Annotated in this window: 14 protein-coding genes; 11 read left to right on the top strand and 3 right to left on the bottom strand. The window is 61.6% G+C overall.

Annotated features, from left to right (window positions below):
- Positions 1-23 precede the first annotated feature (23 nt).
- On the bottom strand, positions 24-2,558 hold the full coding sequence (locus HB675_RS12555) for a DNA translocase FtsK (protein WP_213878647.1): 2,535 nt from the start codon (positions 2,556-2,558) through the stop codon (positions 24-26).
- 358 nt (positions 2,559-2,916) lie between these two features.
- On the opposite strand from HB675_RS12555, the gene aat reads away from it, so the two are divergent.
- From aat to infA, 3 genes are all read left to right on the top strand, one after another.
- A complete protein-coding gene (aat, locus tag HB675_RS12560; RefSeq protein ID WP_213878648.1) occupies positions 2,917-3,597 on the top strand; it encodes a leucyl/phenylalanyl-tRNA--protein transferase in 681 nt (226 codons plus the stop codon).
- Between the two features lie 57 nt (positions 3,598-3,654).
- Positions 3,655-4,362 (top strand): arginyltransferase, encoded by a 708-nt coding sequence (locus tag HB675_RS12565; RefSeq protein WP_213878649.1) that lies wholly within the window; start codon positions 3,655-3,657, stop codon positions 4,360-4,362.
- A gap of 100 nt (positions 4,363-4,462) precedes the next feature.
- Positions 4,463-4,681: a translation initiation factor IF-1 gene (gene infA, locus HB675_RS12570; protein ID WP_002553999.1), complete on the top strand. Its 219-nt coding sequence runs from the start codon at positions 4,463-4,465 to the stop codon at positions 4,679-4,681.
- Between the two features lie 85 nt (positions 4,682-4,766).
- Here the strand turns inward: infA and clpA are convergent, their stop codons facing one another.
- Complete coding sequence (gene clpA / locus HB675_RS12575) at positions 4,767-7,037, bottom strand: ATP-dependent Clp protease ATP-binding subunit ClpA (protein WP_213878650.1); 2,271 nt, start codon at positions 7,035-7,037, stop codon at positions 4,767-4,769.
- Positions 7,038-7,066: 29 nt separating this feature from the next.
- Positions 7,067-7,429 (bottom strand): ATP-dependent Clp protease adapter ClpS, encoded by a 363-nt coding sequence (clpS, locus tag HB675_RS12580; RefSeq protein WP_213878651.1) that lies wholly within the window; start codon positions 7,427-7,429, stop codon positions 7,067-7,069.
- Positions 7,430-7,705: 276 nt separating this feature from the next.
- Here clpS and cspD point away from each other — a divergent pair, with 276 nt between their 5' ends.
- From cspD to HB675_RS12620, 8 genes are all read left to right on the top strand, one after another.
- Positions 7,706-7,978 carry a cold shock domain-containing protein CspD gene (cspD, locus tag HB675_RS12585; RefSeq protein WP_213878652.1) on the top strand — a complete coding sequence of 91 codons (273 nt, stop codon included), beginning with the start codon at positions 7,706-7,708 and terminating at the stop codon, positions 7,976-7,978.
- Between the two features lie 446 nt (positions 7,979-8,424).
- Positions 8,425-10,653, top strand: a complete 2,229-nt coding sequence (locus HB675_RS12590) for an NADP-dependent isocitrate dehydrogenase (RefSeq protein WP_213878653.1) — start codon at positions 8,425-8,427, stop codon at positions 10,651-10,653.
- A 184-nt stretch (positions 10,654-10,837) separates the two neighbouring features.
- Positions 10,838-11,278 (top strand): NUDIX hydrolase, encoded by a 441-nt coding sequence (locus HB675_RS12595; protein ID WP_213878654.1) that lies wholly within the window; start codon positions 10,838-10,840, stop codon positions 11,276-11,278.
- Positions 11,279-11,327: 49 nt separating this feature from the next.
- A complete protein-coding gene (gene mnmA / locus HB675_RS12600) occupies positions 11,328-12,491 on the top strand; it encodes a tRNA 2-thiouridine(34) synthase MnmA (RefSeq protein ID WP_213878655.1) in 1,164 nt (387 codons plus the stop codon).
- A complete protein-coding gene (hflD, locus tag HB675_RS12605) occupies positions 12,488-13,108 on the top strand; it encodes a high frequency lysogenization protein HflD (protein ID WP_213878656.1) in 621 nt (206 codons plus the stop codon). The genes mnmA and hflD overlap by 4 nt, the downstream gene beginning before the upstream one ends.
- A gap of 97 nt (positions 13,109-13,205) precedes the next feature.
- Positions 13,206-14,576: an adenylosuccinate lyase gene (purB, locus tag HB675_RS12610; protein ID WP_213878657.1), complete on the top strand. Its 1,371-nt coding sequence runs from the start codon at positions 13,206-13,208 to the stop codon at positions 14,574-14,576.
- An 84-nt stretch (positions 14,577-14,660) separates the two neighbouring features.
- A complete protein-coding gene (locus HB675_RS12615) occupies positions 14,661-15,830 on the top strand; it encodes a cupin domain-containing protein (RefSeq protein ID WP_213878658.1) in 1,170 nt (389 codons plus the stop codon).
- Positions 15,823-16,230: a GNAT family N-acetyltransferase gene (locus HB675_RS12620; protein ID WP_213878659.1), complete on the top strand. Its 408-nt coding sequence runs from the start codon at positions 15,823-15,825 to the stop codon at positions 16,228-16,230. The genes HB675_RS12615 and HB675_RS12620 overlap by 8 nt, the downstream gene beginning before the upstream one ends.
- Positions 16,231-16,307: the final 77 nt, after the last annotated feature.

Here is a 16,307-nt window from a genome sequence, read left to right on the forward strand (position 1 = left end):
GAATTCCTCATGAATGGGTTCGATTAATCGCGCATCGGGCCGGGCGCGATGACTTCCCGGGAACCGTTGGTGTTCATTGGCGTGACCACGCCGGCCATTTCCATGGCCTCGATCATGCGCGCGGCGCGGTTGTAGCCGATCTTCAGCTTGCGCTGCACCGCCGAGATGGAGGCGCGACGGCTTTCCAGCACGAAGTTGACCGCCTCGTCGTACAAGGCATCACTTTCGCTGTCGTCATCACCGCCGCTGCCACCGCCGCTCTCGAAGCCGCTGCCGGCCTCTTCGACGCCAGCCAGAATGTCTTCGTTGTAATCGGGCACGCCGCGCTGCTTCCAGGCCTCCACCACCCGGTGCACCTCTTCGTCGGACACGAACGCGCCGTGTACCCGGATCGGCAGGCTGGTACCAGGCGGCATGTAAAGCATGTCGCCGTGACCGAGCAGCTGCTCGGCGCCGCCCTGATCGATGATGGTCCGCGAGTCGATCTTGCTCGACACCTGAAACGCCATGCGCGTGGGAATGTTGGCCTTGATCAGGCCAGTGATCACGTCCACCGAGGGCCGCTGGGTCGCGAGGATCAAATGAATACCGGCGGCCCGCGCCTTCTGCGCGATACGCGCGATGAGTTCTTCGACTTTCTTGCCGACGATCATCATCATGTCGGCGAATTCGTCGACCACCACCACGATGGTGGGCAGGGTTTTCAGCAACGGCGCCTCGTCGTGCATGCTCTCGCGCTTGTACAACGGATCGCTCAGCGGCATCCCTTCGGCTTCGGCATCCTTGACCTTGCGGTTGAAGCCAGCCAGGTTGCGCACCCCCATGGCCGCCATCAGCTTATAGCGCCGCTCCATCTCCGCCACACTCCAGCGCAGGGCGTTGGCCGCGTCCTTCATGTCGGTGACCACCGGGCACAACAGATGCGGAATGCCCTCATAGATCGACAACTCGAGCATTTTCGGGTCGATCATGATCATCTTGGCGTCTTCGGGGCCGGACTTGAACAGGATCGAAAGAATCATCGCGTTCACGCCCACCGACTTACCCGAGCCGGTGGTACCGGCCACCAGCAGGTGGGGCATCTTGGCCAGGTCGGTGATCACGGGTTTGCCGCCGATGTCGTGACCCAGGGCCAAGGTCACCGGCGAGGTGGCGTCGTCATACTGTGGCGACGACAGCACCTCGGAAAATCGCACGATCTGGCGGTCTTCGTTGGGGATCTCGATGCCCACCGTGGTCTTGCCGGGAATCACTTCGACCACCCGCACGCTGAGCACCGCCAGCGAACGCGCCAGGTCCTTGGCCAGGTTGGAAATGCGGCTGACCTTGACCCCGGCGGCCGGCTGAATCTCGTAACGGGTAATCACCGGGCCCGGGTGGATCGAATCGACGCTGACCTCGACCCCGAATTCCTTGAGCTTGATCTCCAGCAACTGACCCACGCCTGCCAGTGACTCGGGGGAATAGTTGACTTGCTTCTTTTCGGCAGGATCGAGGATGGAGATCGGCGGCAAGGTGCCGGCCAGACCGTTATCGACGAACAGGCTGGACTGCTTTTCCTTCTCGACCCGGCGGCTGGTCTCGGCCGGTTTGAAGGGCCTGGCCGCGGCGGTCACACCGTTGTTGGCTTCTCCCAACGGCTGGATCGGGATCGACATCCGGGCCAGCAAAGGGTCGATGCCGGGGGCCGCGGGCGCAGGAGCCACAACGGGCCGTGGCGCAGGGGCGACGACGGGCGCGGGTCGGGTCGGCACCGGCTCGGTACGCGATTCAGTCAACTGAGGCTCGCGCTTGGGTTCAGCCAACAGCGGCTCGACCACGCGTGGTCTGGGGCGCACCGGTTCCACAGGCGCAGCCTTGGCCACCACGGGTGCATCCACGGCGCGCAATTGCGCTACCAGTTGCTTGCGTTCATTGCGTGCCGACCACCAGCGCCCGGCAGCACCCTGGACCAGCTCGAACAGGTCGAGGGTGATCTTGCCGGTGACGTCCATCACTTTGAACCAGGAGAGGTCGGTGAACACGGTCAGGCCGAACAGGAACAACGCAATGAACAGCAGGGTGCTGCCCTGCACGTTCAAGGCATTGCGTGCCAGATCACCCAGGCTCTCGCCCAGCGCCCCACCGGCCGAAGCCGGCAGATTCGGGGCGGAATGGAAATGGATATGGGCCAGCGCCGCGCCTGACAGCACCAGAAAGACCAGACCGATCAAGCGCCAGGAGAACAACCAGCCACTCCACTGCCAGGGCTGGTGCCGCTCGCGAAAGATCTGCCAGGTCTTGACCGCCAGCAGCAGCGGAAACACGTAGGCGAAATAGCCCAGCACCATGAACAGCATGTCGGCCGCAAACGAACCGGCGCGGCCAGCCGCGTTCTGGACTTGCGCCGAGTGGCTGGAATGGCTCCAGCCGGGGTCGGTCTGGTCGTAGGTCAGCAGCGCCATCAGCAGGTAGAGGCACAAGGCGCCCATGGCAATGAGCGCACCTTCCTTGAGCCGATAGTGCATGTGTTGGCGCCAGAGCGGCACGGGAGCGGATGTTGCGGTGGATTTCTTCAAAACGCTTCTATTCCTGCGCGTGACAGCGCGTCCAAACTAAAGAATGACTGAAAAGACGCTGCCGCTGCACGACAGCCAAAAATGGACGAACGCATGAACTGCACATTGTACGTATTTGCCAAAACGATGCCACGATGGCTAGATAATTGCGCAGTGGCTAGCCAGACATCTGAAAATAGGCCTGATTTGACCATGCATTCCGTTGTGTGACAAAGGCTTATGCGATGTTTTTCCAGCATAATCGCCTCTGACTCTGTTTTCGCCGATAAATTGCATGAAAGCGCTCGGGCGTGACGTGCAAGGCCGCAGGTGCTAGCGTTTGCAGGACCGCCCTCCCCCGCTGACAGACCCTAAGCTGATGCTCACCTGGCTCAAACGCAACGAACTGACCTTTCCGCCGCTGCACAAGGCCATGCGCGAACCCAACGGCCTGCTCGCCGCCGGCGGCGACCTCAGTGCCGAGCGCCTGATCGCTGCGTACCGGCATGGCTGCTTCCCGTGGTACGAGGACGGTCAGCCGATTCTATGGTGGTCGCCTGACCCGCGCACGGTGATGTTCCCGGAGCAGTTGCACGTCTCCCGCAGCCTGGCCAAGCTGCTGCGCCAGCAACGCTACCGAATCAGTTTCGACCAGGCCTTTGCCGAGGTCATCCAGGCCTGTGCAGCGCCGCGCAGCTATGCCAGCGGCACCTGGATCACCGACAGCATGCAAGCGGCCTACATCCAGCTGCATGAACGCGGCCTCGCCCACTCGGTGGAAGTCTGGGATGCCGACAGGCTGGTAGGCGGCCTTTATGGCCTGGCCATGGGCCAGCTGTTTTTCGGCGAATCCATGTTCAGCCGCGCCGACAATGCTTCCAAGGTGGGTTTCGCCACCCTGGTGGGCCACCTGCGCGAAGCTGGCTTCCAACTGATCGACTGCCAGATGCCCACCGATCATCTGCTCAGTCTGGGCGCCACCTCCATTGGCCGCGACGTGTTCGCAGACTACCTGAGCCGCTACCTGGACACCCCCAGTCAGGCAACCTGGGTTCGCTAGGCGAGTTGCCCGCCACTGGCATACACTTGCCGTAAAGCTTTATTCCGAGGGTTGATCATGACCGAGTTGGCGCGCCTGAAGTTTTATGCCACTCAACCCCACTCGTGCAGCTATCTGCCCGAGGAGCAAGCCACCACGCTGTTCCTCGACCCCAGCCAGCCGATGGACGCCAATGTCTACGCCGACCTGTCCGAGATGGGTTTCCGGCGCAGCGGTGATCACCTCTATCGCCCGCACTGTCAGCGCTGCAACGCCTGTGTGCCCGCCCGCATCCCCACCACCGCGTTTCTGGCCAGCCGCCAGCAAAGACGGATCCTGAAGCGCAACACCGATATTGAAGTGACCTGCACCTCGCCTACCTTCAGCGAGGAATACTTCGAGCTGTACCAACGCTACATCGAGCAGCGCCACGCCGACGGCGACATGTATCCACCCAGCCGGGAGCAGTTCACCACCTTTCTGGTACGGGACCTGCCGTTTTCACGGTTTTATGAATTTCGTGTGGCTAGCCGGCTGCTGGCCGTTGCCGTGACCGACCTGCTGCCCAACGGCCTGTCGGCGGTGTACACCTTCTACGACCCAGCCGAGGAGCGTCGTAGCCTGGGCCGCTTTGCCATCCTCTGGCAGATCGGTGAAGCACAACGTTTGGGGCTGCAGGCGGTGTACCTGGGCTACTGGATCAAGAACTGCAAAAAGATGAATTACAAGACCCAATATCGGCCCATCGAGCTACTGATTAATCAACGCTGGGTCACTCTTAACTGATAGCCCTTGGCTTGACCCCTCTTTTTCGGGCACAATGCACGCCGCTTTTGCCTGGCGCAGTTGCACCGGGCCATTAACTGGATACCGAGGGTTTTACTGCATGTCGAAAGAAGACAGCTTCGAAATGGAAGGCACTGTCGTCGACACCCTGCCCAACACCATGTTTCGTGTGGAGTTGGAAAATGGGCACGTCGTAACCGCGCATATCTCCGGCAAGATGCGCAAGAACTACATTCGTATTCTGACCGGTGACAAGGTACGCGTTGAGCTGACGCCCTATGATTTGAGCAAAGGGCGCATCACCTACCGCGCCCGCTAAGCGCCCTTGATGCTGTCGGCAACCCGAGCGACAGCGACAAAAAAGCCCGGCAGATGCCGGGCTTTTTTGTGTGCGCCGCAGGAGATCAGGCCATTTCGGCCGTGGTCTCGAACTCGAACGTCAGGTCACCATCCTTGACGTCGATGTGTACCACGCCGCCGTGCTCCGACAACTCGCCGAACAGAATTTCCTCTGCCAGCGGACGCTTGATCCGATCCTGGATCAAGCGCGCCATCGGCCGAGCGCCCATCTGCGCATCATATCCGCCCGCCGCCAGCCAGCTGCGCGCAGCATCGGTAACTTCCAGCAGCACACGCTTGTCTTCGAGCTGAGCCTGCAGTTCGGTAAGGAACTTGTCGACCACGCTCTTGATGACTTCGACACTGAGGCGACCGAATTGGATGATGGTATCCAGGCGGTTACGGAACTCCGGCGTGAAGCTTTTCTTGATCACTTCCATGGCATCCGACGAGTGGTCCTGATGGGTAAACCCGATCGAGGCCCGTGCAGCAGTTTCGGCGCCGGCGTTGGTGGTCATGATCAGAATCACGTTGCGGAAATCCGCCTTGCGGCCGTTGTTGTCCGTCAGGGTGCCGTGATCCATGACCTGCAGGAGCAGGTTGAAGACCTCAGGGTGAGCTTTTTCGATCTCGTCGAGCAACAGCACGCAGTGCGGCTGCTTGGTGATTGCTTCGGTCAACAGACCGCCCTGGTCGAACCCGACATACCCGGGTGGCGCACCGATCAGACGCGAAACGGTGTGACGTTCCATGTATTCGGACATGTCGAAGCGCACGAGCTCGACACCCAGCGCCTTGGCCAACTGACGCGCGGCCTCGGTCTTGCCGACCCCGGTCGGGCCGGAGAACAGGAACGACCCCACCGGCTTGTCAGGCGACTTGAGCCCGGCACGGGACAGCTTGATGGCGGTGGACAGCGAATCGATCGCCGCATCCTGCCCGAACACCGTGAGCTTGAGATCGCGCTCAAGGTTACGCAGCAGCTCTTTGTCGGAGCTGGATACGTGCTTTGGCGGAATCCGCGCAATTTTCGCGACGATGTCCTCGACCTGCGGCACTTCGATGCGCTTGACCCGGTTTTCCACCGGCTGCAGACGCTGATAGGCGCCTGCCTCATCGATCACGTCGATAGCCTTGTCGGGCATGTGCCGGTCGTTGATGTAACGGGATGCGAGCTCGGCAGCAGCCCGCAGCGCTTCATCGCTGTACTCGATGCTGTGGTGCTGCTCGAAACGCCCCTTGAGGCCGCGCAGTATGCCAATGGTGTCTTCCACCGAAGGCTCGCTGACGTCGACTTTCTGGAAGCGCCGCGCGAGCGCGCGATCCTTCTCGAAAATGCCGCGAAACTCCTGGAAGGTTGTGGAACCGATGCAGCGGATATCACCGGAAGACAGCAAGGGCTTGAGCAGGTTGGAAGCATCCATGACGCCACCGGAAGCCGCACCTGCACCGATGATCGTGTGAATCTCGTCGATGAACAGGATCGCCTGAGGACGCTTCTTCAACTCGCCCAGCAGTGCCTTGAAGCGCTTCTCGAAGTCGCCACGGTATTTGGTGCCCGCCAAAAGCGCGCCCAGGTCGAGGGAATACACGACGCTGTTGGCCAACAGTTCCGGCACCTGGTTATCGACGATACGCTTGGCCAGACCCTCGGCGATGGCGGTCTTGCCGACACCGGCCTCACCCACCAACAAGGGGTTGTTCTTGCGCCGACGAGCGAGAATCTGCGCCACACGCTCGACCTCGTTCTCGCGCCCTACCAGCGGATCGATACGTCCTTGGCGAGCCAGTTCGTTGAGGTTGCTGGCATAGGCATCCAGAGGGTTGCCCGAAGAGGAAGCTTCACCGCCCTCGTCATCCTGCATATCTTGCTCACCCTCGGAATGTTCACCATGGCCGGGCACCTTGGAGATGCCGTGGGCAATGAAATTGACGACGTCGATGCGCGCCACGCTCTGTTGCTTGAGCAGAAACACAGCCTGGCTTTCCTGCTCGCTGAAGATCGCGACCAACACGTTGGCGCCAGTGACTTCGCGCTTGCCCGAGCTCTGCACATGGAACACTGCGCGCTGCAGCACACGCTGGAAACCCAGGGTCGGCTGCGTCTCGCGGTCTTCGTCATGGACGGGGATCAGAGGGGTGGTGGAGTCGATGAACTCTTGCAGGTCATGCTTGAGCTTGTCGAGGTTGGCGCCGCAGGCACGCAGAACGGTGGCGGCGGCTTCATTGTCCAGGAGCGCCAGCAACAGATGCTCGACGGTCATGAATTCGTGACGCTTGGAGCGCGCTTCCTTGAAGGCAAGATTGAGCGTGACTTCGAGCTCGCGGTTTAACATAGCTTCACCTCATACCCAAGTGGTCGGCGTTAACCGTCCTTCTCGATTTCACAGAGTAGCGGATGCTGGCTTTCCCGGGCGTACTGGTTGACCTGCATTGCCTTTGTTTCGGCGATGTCGCGGGTAAACAATCCACACACTGCCCGCCCTTCCGTGTGTACGGCCAGCATGACCTTGGTCGCCAGCTCGCGATTCAGGTTGAAAAACACTTCCAGCACCTCGACCACGAAATCCATCGGCGTGTAATCGTCGTTGAACAGGACCACCTTGTACATCGGCGGCGCCTGCAGGGCCGGCTTTGACTCTTGTACTGCCAGGCCCGCACCATCGTCCTCGTGCGTTTGCGGGCGATCCTGATTGAAGGTTAGTCGAATCTGGCTGATTGGATGCATGTCAGAGAAAGTTCGTCGTTGAGCTAATAGAATTGGGGGGGGTTGACCCTGTGGTCGAATTCTCATCCGGCCGCCGCATGACCTTGACTATCGGCAAAACGGTGTTACAAACAATAGAACCCACATTGGGGAAGAAAGGTCCGCGCAGTCAATGAAAATTTTCAAATCGACCCGATAGCGCTTCTACCCATTGGAAATTGGTGCTACGGGTTCGACGCTGGGCGGGTGAAGTGGATGATACTCCAGAGATGGGGTCCTATGCAGAGGGATATGAGCATGGCAAGTGGTAAAGTCAAGTGGTTCAACAATGCCAAAGGCTATGGCTTCATCATCGAGGAAGGCAAGAACGAGGATTTGTTCGCCCATTACTCGGCCATCCGTATGGACGGTTACAAGACACTCAAGGCGGGCCAACCGGTAAGCTTCGAAATCATTCAGGGCCCTAAAGGCCTGCATGCCGTGAATATTGCCGCTGCTCTGGACGCTCATGCGCCAACTGCTACTGCCACTACTGCCTCGGAAACGGTCAGCGACGCTGTCACCGCCTGAGTCCCGCCGGCCTCGGGTGTGCCAGCGCCTGCGGACGGCCTGAAAGCCGCAAAGTCGCCAAGAACCGTACGGTTTGCAATGAACCGCGCGGCTCTTGTGTGTGTGCGCGACTTTTTGTCCTATTGCAATGGCCGTTGATCAACTGCCACAAGACCCTCCTGCGCAATGCCAGACCAATGGTATACTCCTGCGGTGACCAGCGAGTCATCGGGGCCGGCGCCGCCTGACAAGGCAGCCACACCAGCCCTGGAAGGCCGGGCCGTCATCAGGTGAACGCTGTCAGGTTGTGCAGCTTCAGACGCCCGACCGCTTGACGCTCTACTGATGCAACCCACATCACCGCGGCGAATCCTCGACTTTCGGCTCAAATCGATTTTGAGCGAAAGCGCCTACCCTGCGCATCTCGAGATTCCGTGCACGCTCAGCAAAGACGAGAGTTAATCCGAATGCCCACCCGATCGAAGATCATCTACACCTTTACCGACGAAGCGCCTGCCCTCGCCACCTACTCGCTGCTGCCGATCATCGAAGCCTTCACCGCTTCTGCCGACATCGCAGTGGAAACGCGCGACATCTCCCTGGCGGCCCGTATCCTTGCCAGCTTTCCCGAGCGACTGAAGGGCGGCAAGACCGCTCCGGACGACCTCGCAGAGCTGGGCACGCTGGCCACCACGCCAGAAGCCAACATCATCAAGTTGCCGAACATCAGTGCGTCGGTTCCCCAACTCAAGGCGGCCATCAAGGAGCTGCAAGCGCTGGGCTATGACCTGCCGGAATACCCGGACAACGCGACCAGCGACGCCGACGTCGATGCGCGCGACCGCTACGACAAGGTCAAGGGCAGCGCCGTGAACCCGGTGCTGCGCGAAGGCAACTCCGACCGCCGCGCGCCGCTGTCGGTCAAGAACTACGCACGCAAGCACCCGCACAAGATGGGCGCCTGGGCCAGCGATTCGAAATCTCACGTGGCACACATGACCAGTGGCGATTTCTACGGCAGCGAGAAATCTGCCGTGATCGAGGCCGATGGCAGTGTCAAGATCGAGCTGGTGAGCAAAGACGGCAACACCACCGTGCTCAAAGAGAAAACCAGTGTCCTGGCAGGCGAGATCATCGACGCCGCCTCGCTGAGCAAGAACGGCCTGCGCCGCTTCATTGCCGCCGAGATCGACGACGCGAAAAAACAGGGTGTGCTGCTGTCGGTGCACCTCAAGGCCACCATGATGAAGGTCTCCGACCCGATCATGTTCGGGCAGATCGTTGCCGAATACTATAAAGATGCGCTGGAGAAACACGCTGACGTGCTCAAACAGGTTGGCTTCAACCTGAACAACGGCATCGGCGACCTGTACTCGCGCATCAAGGCCCTGCCCGCCGAGCAGCAGGCGCAGATCGAAGCCGACATCAAGGCGGTGTATGCCTCGCGTCCGGCGCTGGCCATGGTCAACTCCGACAAGGGCATCACCAACCTGCATGTGCCGAGCGATGTCATCGTCGACGCCTCGATGCCGGCCATGATCCGTGACTCCGGCAAGATGTGGAACGCCGAAGGCAATCTGCAGGACACCAAGGCGGTGATCCCGGATCGCTGCTACGCCAGCATCTACCAGGCGGTCATCGAAGACTGCAAGAAGCACGGCGCCTTCGATCCCACCACCATGGGCAGCGTACCGAACGTCGGCCTGATGGCGCAGAAGGCCGAAGAATACGGCTCCCACAACAAGACCTTCCAGATCGCGGCCGACGGCGTGGTTCGCGTGACCGACAACAACGGCACCGTACTGCTGGAAACCAGCGTTGAAGCCGGAGACATCTGGCGCCTGTGCCAGACCCGCGACCTGCCGATCCAGGACTGGGTCAAGCTGGCCGTCAATCGTGCCCGCGCCAGCAACACCCCGGCCGTGTTCTGGCTGGACCCGGCCCGGGCGCACGATGCCGCCATGATCACCAAGGTCGAGAAATACCTGAAGGATCACGACACCTCGGGCCTGGACATCCGCATCCTCTCCCCGGTCGAAGCCATGGCTTTCTCGCTGGACCGCATCCGCGCCGGCAAGGACACCATCTCGGTCACCGGCAACGTGCTGCGCGACTACCTCACTGACCTGTTCCCCATCATGGAACTGGGCACTTCGGCGAAGATGCTCTCCATCGTGCCATTGATGAACGGCGGCGGCCTGTTCGAAACCGGCGCTGGCGGCTCGGCGCCCAAGCACGTGCAGCAACTGGTGGAAGAGAACTTCCTGCGCTGGGATTCCCTGGGTGAATTCCTCGCCCTGGCCGCTTCCCTGGAGCACCTGGGCGTCGAGTACGACAACCCGAAAGCCAAAGTCCTGGCGGCCACGCTGGACAAGGCGACCGGCCAGTTCCTCGACAACAACAAGTCGCCCTCGCGCAAAGTCGGCAACATCGACAACCGCGGCAGCCACTTCTACCTGGCGCTGTACTGGGCCCAGGCCCTGGCGGCCCAGACCGAAGATACCGCGCTGCAGGGGCAATTCAGCGCCCTGGCCCAGACCCTGACCGAGAACGAGGCGAAAATCGTCGCCGAACTCAATGCTGTCCAGGGCAAGCCAGCCGAGATCGGTGGGTACTACTCGCCCAACCCGGAGCTGACCGCGAAGGTGATGCGTCCAAGCGCGACCCTCAATGCCGCGATCGATGCATTGAAGTAAGCGCTTTGCGTTGAATCAGACCCCGGCCTTGTGCCGGGGTTTGTGTTTCAGCCGCAGGCCGCAGAGCCCTATCGCGGGCAAGCCCCGCTGCCACAGGCATACCTTGAGCCCGAGGCCAACATGCAGGAGCAGGGCTTGCCCGCGATGAGACCATCAGCACCCAACCACCTCCCGGAGCAACTTTATGATCTGGCAACCCCATATCACCGTCGCCACCGTCGTCGAGCACGATGGCAAGTTCCTGCTCGTCGAAGAACTCAAGCACGGCCAACGGGTCCTCAACCAGCCCGCCGGCCACCTCGAAGCCAACGAAACCCTGCAACAGGCCGCCATCCGCGAAACCCTCGAAGAAACCGCCTGGGATGTCGAACTGACCGCCCTTACCGGCATCTACCTGTACACAGCCCCGAGCAACGGGGTGACTTACCAGCGCGTATGCTTTGCCGCCAAAGCCGTTGGCCATCACCCCGGGCGGGAACTGGACAGCGACATCACCCGCGCCCTGTGGCTGACCCGCGAGCAGATCCTCGCCGAACGCGAGCGCTGGCGCAGTCACCTGCTATTGACCTGCATCGACGACTACCTCGCCGGTCCGGTAGACAGCCTGGCACTGATCCGCGATTGAACGGTGTGATAGAATCCCGTCCTTTTTCGAGACCCCCAGCCAGAATCCCATGAGCGACTCAGAGCGTCCTACCCCAGCCCCCCTAGACCGCGCGCCGCTTCGCGTGATCGTCGGCATGTCCGGCGGCGTCGATTCTTCCGTCTCCGCCCTGCTGCTGCTCGAACAGGGCTATCAGGTCGAAGGCCTGTTCATGAAGAACTGGGAAGAGGACGACGGCACCGAATATTGCACCGCCCGCGAAGACCTGGCCGACGCCCAGGCCGTGTGCGATCGCATCGGCATCAAGCTGCACACCGCCAACTTCGCCGCCGAGTACTGGGACAACGTGTTCGAGCACTTCCTGGAAGAGTACAAGGCCGGGCGCACGCCCAATCCGGACATCCTCTGCAACCGTGAAATCAAGTTCAAGGCGTTCCTCGACTACGCACTGATGCTGGGTGCCGACCTGATCGCCACCGGTCACTACGTGCGCCGCCGCGACATCGACGGCCGCACTGAACTGCTCAAGGGCCTGGACCCGAACAAGGACCAGAGCTACTTCCTCCACGCGGTGGGCGGCGAGCAGATCGCCCGCACGCTGTTCCCCGTGGGCGAACTGGAAAAGCCCGAAGTACGCGCCATCGCCGAAAGACACGGGCTGGCCACGGCCAAGAAGAAGGACTCCACGGGCATCTGCTTCATTGGTGAACGGCGCTTCAGCGATTTCCTCAAGCAGTACCTGCCCGCGCAGCCCGGCGTGATCAAGACCACCGACGGCGATGTGATCGGCCAACATCACGGGCTGATGTACCACACCATCGGCCAACGCCAGGGGCTGGGTATCGGCGGCCTCAAGGACGCCGGGGACGACCCGTGGTACGTGCTGGAAAAGGATCTGGAGCACAACGTGCTGGTGGTCGGCCAGGGCAATGACCACCCGTGGCTATTCTCCCGCGCCCTGCTCGCCTCCGAGATCTGGTGGGTCAACCCGCTGGACCTGACCACGCCGCGCCGCCTGACCGCCAAGGTGCGCTATCGCCAGGCCGATCAGGCCTGCACCCTGGAGCAGACCGCCGCCGGCTATCGGGCCGTGTTCGATGAACCGCAACGGGCCGTGACCCCCGGTCAGTCCGTGGTGTTCTATGACGGCGAGATCTGCCTGGGCGGCGGCGTCATCGAAGCCGCCGAGCCCTGGACCCGCCACCACGAAGCCGGCCAGGAAGCGGTGCGATGAGCCCCATTCAGGAGCAGTTGGTCGCCTTGGGCGGCGTGTTCGAGGCTGCTGTGCTGGTCGACCGCATCGCCAAGACCGGCCAGGTGGCCGAGGCCAGTCTGGGCTGCATGCTCGGCAGCCTGCTGATTCGCGATCCGCGCGACACCCTGGAGGTGTTCGGCGGTGACGACCTGCACCTGCGTGAAGGCTACCGCGCCATGGCCAGTGCCCTTGAGCGCGACCCCGGCAGCCTGCAACGCGAGCCGCTGCGTTACGCCCTGGCCATGCTGGGCCTGGAGCGGCAACTGGCCAAGCGCGAAGAAATGCTTGAACTGATCGGACGGCGCCTGCCGCAGATCCAATCGCAAGTGGAGCACTTCGGCATCGCCCACGAAAACGTCATTGCCGCCACAGGCGCCTTGTACCAGGACACCCTCAGCACGCTGCGCCAGCGCATTCAAGTCAATGGCGACACCCGCCATCTGCAACAGGCCAGCAATGCCTCGAAAATACGTGCCTTGCTGCTGGCGGGCATCCGCTCCGCGCGCCTGTGGCGACAGCTGGGCGGACACCGCTGGCAGTTGGTGGTCAGTCGGCGCAAGCTGCTTAAAGAGTTGTACCCGATGTTGCGCGGCTGATCCGCTACGTCCGTCCGGCAGGCATCAACGCCTGCCGGACGGTTTTTCATGTATAATCCGCCCCCCATTTCGTCGCCCGACTGTCCGAGACCACCCCATGCAGCTTTCCTCGCTCACTGCGGTTTCCCCTGTTGACGGCCGCTACGCCGGCAAGACTCAAGCCCTGCGCACTATTTTCAGCGAATACGGCCTGATCCGTTTTCGCGCCCTGGTCGAGGTGCGCTGGTTGCAGCGGCTCGCGGCCCACCCGCAAATCGCTGAAGTTCCAACATTTTCGGCCGAGGCCAACGCCCTGCTGAACGTCCTGGCCAGCGATTTCGCCGTCGAGCACGCCGAGCGCGTCAAGGAAATAGAGCGCACCACCAACCACGACGTCAAGGCCATCGAATACCTGCTCAAGGAGCAGGCGGCCAAGCTGCCGGAGCTGGCCAAGGTCAGCGAATTCATCCATTTCGCCTGCACCAGCGAGGACATCAACAACCTGTCCCACGCCCTGATGCTGCGTCAAGGCCGCGACGATGTGATGTTGCCGCTGATGCGTCAGATCGCCGGCTCCATCCGTGAATTGGCGCACACGTTCGCCGACGTGCCGATGCTGTCGCGTACCCACGGCCAACCGGCTTCGCCCACCACCCTGGGCAAGGAACTGGCCAACGTCGTCTACCGCCTCGAGCGGCAGATCGCGCAAGTCGCCGCCGTGCCTCTGCTGGGCAAGATCAACGGCGCCGTGGGCAACTACAACGCCCACTTGTCGGCCTACCCGCAGATCGACTGGGAAGCCAACGCGCGCGCGTTCATCGAAGATGAACTGGGCCTGGGCTTCAACCCGTACACCACGCAAATCGAGCCCCACGACTACATCGCCGAGCTGTTCGACGCCCTTGCCCGCTTCAATACCATCCTGATCGACTTCGATCGCGATATCTGGGGCTACATTTCCCTGGGCTATTTCAAGCAGCGCACTGTGGCCGGCGAAATCGGTTCCTCGACCATGCCGCACAAGGTCAACCCGATCGATTTCGAAAACTCCGAAGGCAACCTGGGCATCGCCAACGCGCTGTTCCAGCACTTGGCGAGCAAACTGCCGATCTCCCGCTGGCAGCGCGACCTGACCGACTCCACCGTACTGCGCAATCTAGGCGTGGGTTTTGCCCACAGCGTGATTGCCTACGAAGCCAGCCTCAAGGGCATCGGCAAGCTGGAGATCAACGAACAGAAGATCGCCGCCGACCTGGACGCCTGCTGGGAAGTGCTGGCAGAGCCGATTCAGACCGTAATGCGTCGCTACGACATCGAAAACCCCTACGAGAAGCTCAAGGAGCTGACCCGCGGCAGGGGCATCGGCCCCGAAGCGCTGCAGACATTCATTGACGCCCTCGACATGCCTGCCGAAGCCAAGGCCGAGCTGAAGAAACTCACCCCGGCCAATTACATCGGCAACGCGGCAGCACAAGCCCGCCGCGTCTGACGTAACGGCGTCCCGCTTGAACGCCCGGCTTGGCCGGGCGTTTTTATTGGCACCATAAAAGCATTTATTTTCAGCAGGTTACACATGAATTCTGATATCCCTCTGCAACTTCTCGGCGGCCTTACTGCACGGGAATTTCTGCGTGATTACTGGCAGAAAAAGCCGTTGCTGATCCGTCAGGCCTTTACCGACTTCGAGAATCCCATCAGCCCGGACGAACTCGCCGGCCTGGCACTGGAAGAAGAAGTGGAATCGCGCATCGTCATCGAGCAGGGTGAGCGCCCCTGGGAAATGCGCCGCGGCCCGTTCGCCGAGGACGCCTTCAGCCAACTGCCCGAGCGTGACTGGACTCTGCTGGTCCAGGCCGTGGACCAATTCGTCCCGGAAGTGGCCGAACTGCTCACTCACTTTCGCTTCCTGCCCAGCTGGCGCATCGATGACGTGATGATCAGCTTTGCCGCGCCGGGCGGCGGGGTCGGCCCGCACTTCGACAACTACGACGTGTTCCTGCTGCAAGGCCACGGGCAACGTCGATGGCAGATCGGCCAGATGTGCAATTCCGACAGCCCGCTGCTGGAGCACGCGGACCTGCGCATCCTCGCCGACTTCCAGCAAAGCGACGAATGGGTGCTGGAACCCGGCGACATGCTCTACCTGCCACCGCGCCTGGCGCACTGCGGCGTGGCCATCGACGATTGCATGACCTACTCGGTGGGTTTCCGCGCCCCGAGCGCCGCCGAAGTGCTGACCCACTTCACCGACTTCCTCAGCCAGTTCCTGCCTGACGAAGAGCGCTACAGCGATGCCGACGCCCAACCGGTGAGCGATCCGCATGAGATCCAGCGCGACGCGCTGGACCGCCTCAAGGCCCTGCTGGCCGAACACATGAGCGATGAGCGCCTGCTGCTGACCTGGTTTGGCCAGTTCATGACCGAACCGCGCTATCCTGAACTGGTCACCGGCGACACGCTGGAGGAAGCGGACCTGCTCTCGGGCCTGGAACAAGGCACCGTGTTGATCCGCAACCCCAGTGCGCGTCTGGCATGGTCGGAAGTGGACGATGACCTGCTGCTGTTCGCCAGCGGTCAGAGTCGTCTGCTGCCGGGCGAGCTGCGCGAGCTGCTGAAGCTGATTTGCGCCGCCGATGCGCTGCACATCGACAACCTCGGCCCTTGGCTGGCCGACGAACAGGGCCGCACCTTGCTGTGCGAATTGGTCAAACAAGGAAGTCTGGGATTCGCTGCCGATGAATAAAGTCCACGTACGCGTTGCCGATTGGCATAAAGACAACACCGATATCCGACGCATTCGTGACGCTGTGTTCATTGCCGAGCAGCACGTTGCTCCCGAGCTTGAGTGGGATGCCGACGATCCCGGCGCCCTGCACTTCCTGGCCTGCGAGGGCGATTACGCGGTCGGCACAGCGCGCCTGTTGCCAGATGGCGAGATTGGCCGAGTATCGGTCCTCAAGGACTGGCGAGGCCTGAAAATCGGCGACATGCTGATGCATGCAATTCTCGCCAAAGCCGAAAGCCATCACCTCAGCGCCCAGGTCCAGGCCGCTCCATTCTACGAGCGATTCGGCTTTGTGGTGGAAGGCGACGAGTTTCTCGAAGCCGGGATTGCCCACGTGCACATGGTGCGCGTGCTCTGAAATCACCCGCCTGTGGGAGCGTGCGAAGCCCACAGGCGGTCCGAGCCCAGACCCTGCCATACTGTCCGTTACCCCCT

The organism is Pseudomonas sp. dw_358, assembly GCF_018449655.1.
Lineage (GTDB): Bacteria > Pseudomonadota > Gammaproteobacteria > Pseudomonadales > Pseudomonadaceae > Aquipseudomonas.

Coding starts and splice junctions, on each gene's coding strand:
- aat (WP_213878648.1), top strand. CDS start 2,917: ATGCTCACCTGGCTCAAACGCAACGAACTGACCTTTCCGCCGCTGCAC.
- HB675_RS12565 (WP_213878649.1), top strand. CDS start 3,655: ATGACCGAGTTGGCGCGCCTGAAGTTTTATGCCACTCAACCCCACTCG.
- infA (WP_002553999.1), top strand. CDS start 4,463: ATGTCGAAAGAAGACAGCTTCGAAATGGAAGGCACTGTCGTCGACACC.
- clpA (WP_213878650.1), bottom strand. CDS start 7,037: ATGTTAAACCGCGAGCTCGAAGTCACGCTCAATCTTGCCTTCAAGGAA.
- clpS (WP_213878651.1), bottom strand. CDS start 7,429: ATGCATCCAATCAGCCAGATTCGACTAACCTTCAATCAGGATCGCCCG.
- cspD (WP_213878652.1), top strand. CDS start 7,706: ATGGCAAGTGGTAAAGTCAAGTGGTTCAACAATGCCAAAGGCTATGGC.
- HB675_RS12590 (WP_213878653.1), top strand. CDS start 8,425: ATGCCCACCCGATCGAAGATCATCTACACCTTTACCGACGAAGCGCCT.
- HB675_RS12595 (WP_213878654.1), top strand. CDS start 10,838: ATGATCTGGCAACCCCATATCACCGTCGCCACCGTCGTCGAGCACGAT.
- mnmA (WP_213878655.1), top strand. CDS start 11,328: ATGAGCGACTCAGAGCGTCCTACCCCAGCCCCCCTAGACCGCGCGCCG.
- hflD (WP_213878656.1), top strand. CDS start 12,488: ATGAGCCCCATTCAGGAGCAGTTGGTCGCCTTGGGCGGCGTGTTCGAG.
- purB (WP_213878657.1), top strand. CDS start 13,206: ATGCAGCTTTCCTCGCTCACTGCGGTTTCCCCTGTTGACGGCCGCTAC.
- HB675_RS12615 (WP_213878658.1), top strand. CDS start 14,661: ATGAATTCTGATATCCCTCTGCAACTTCTCGGCGGCCTTACTGCACGG.
- HB675_RS12620 (WP_213878659.1), top strand. CDS start 15,823: ATGAATAAAGTCCACGTACGCGTTGCCGATTGGCATAAAGACAACACC.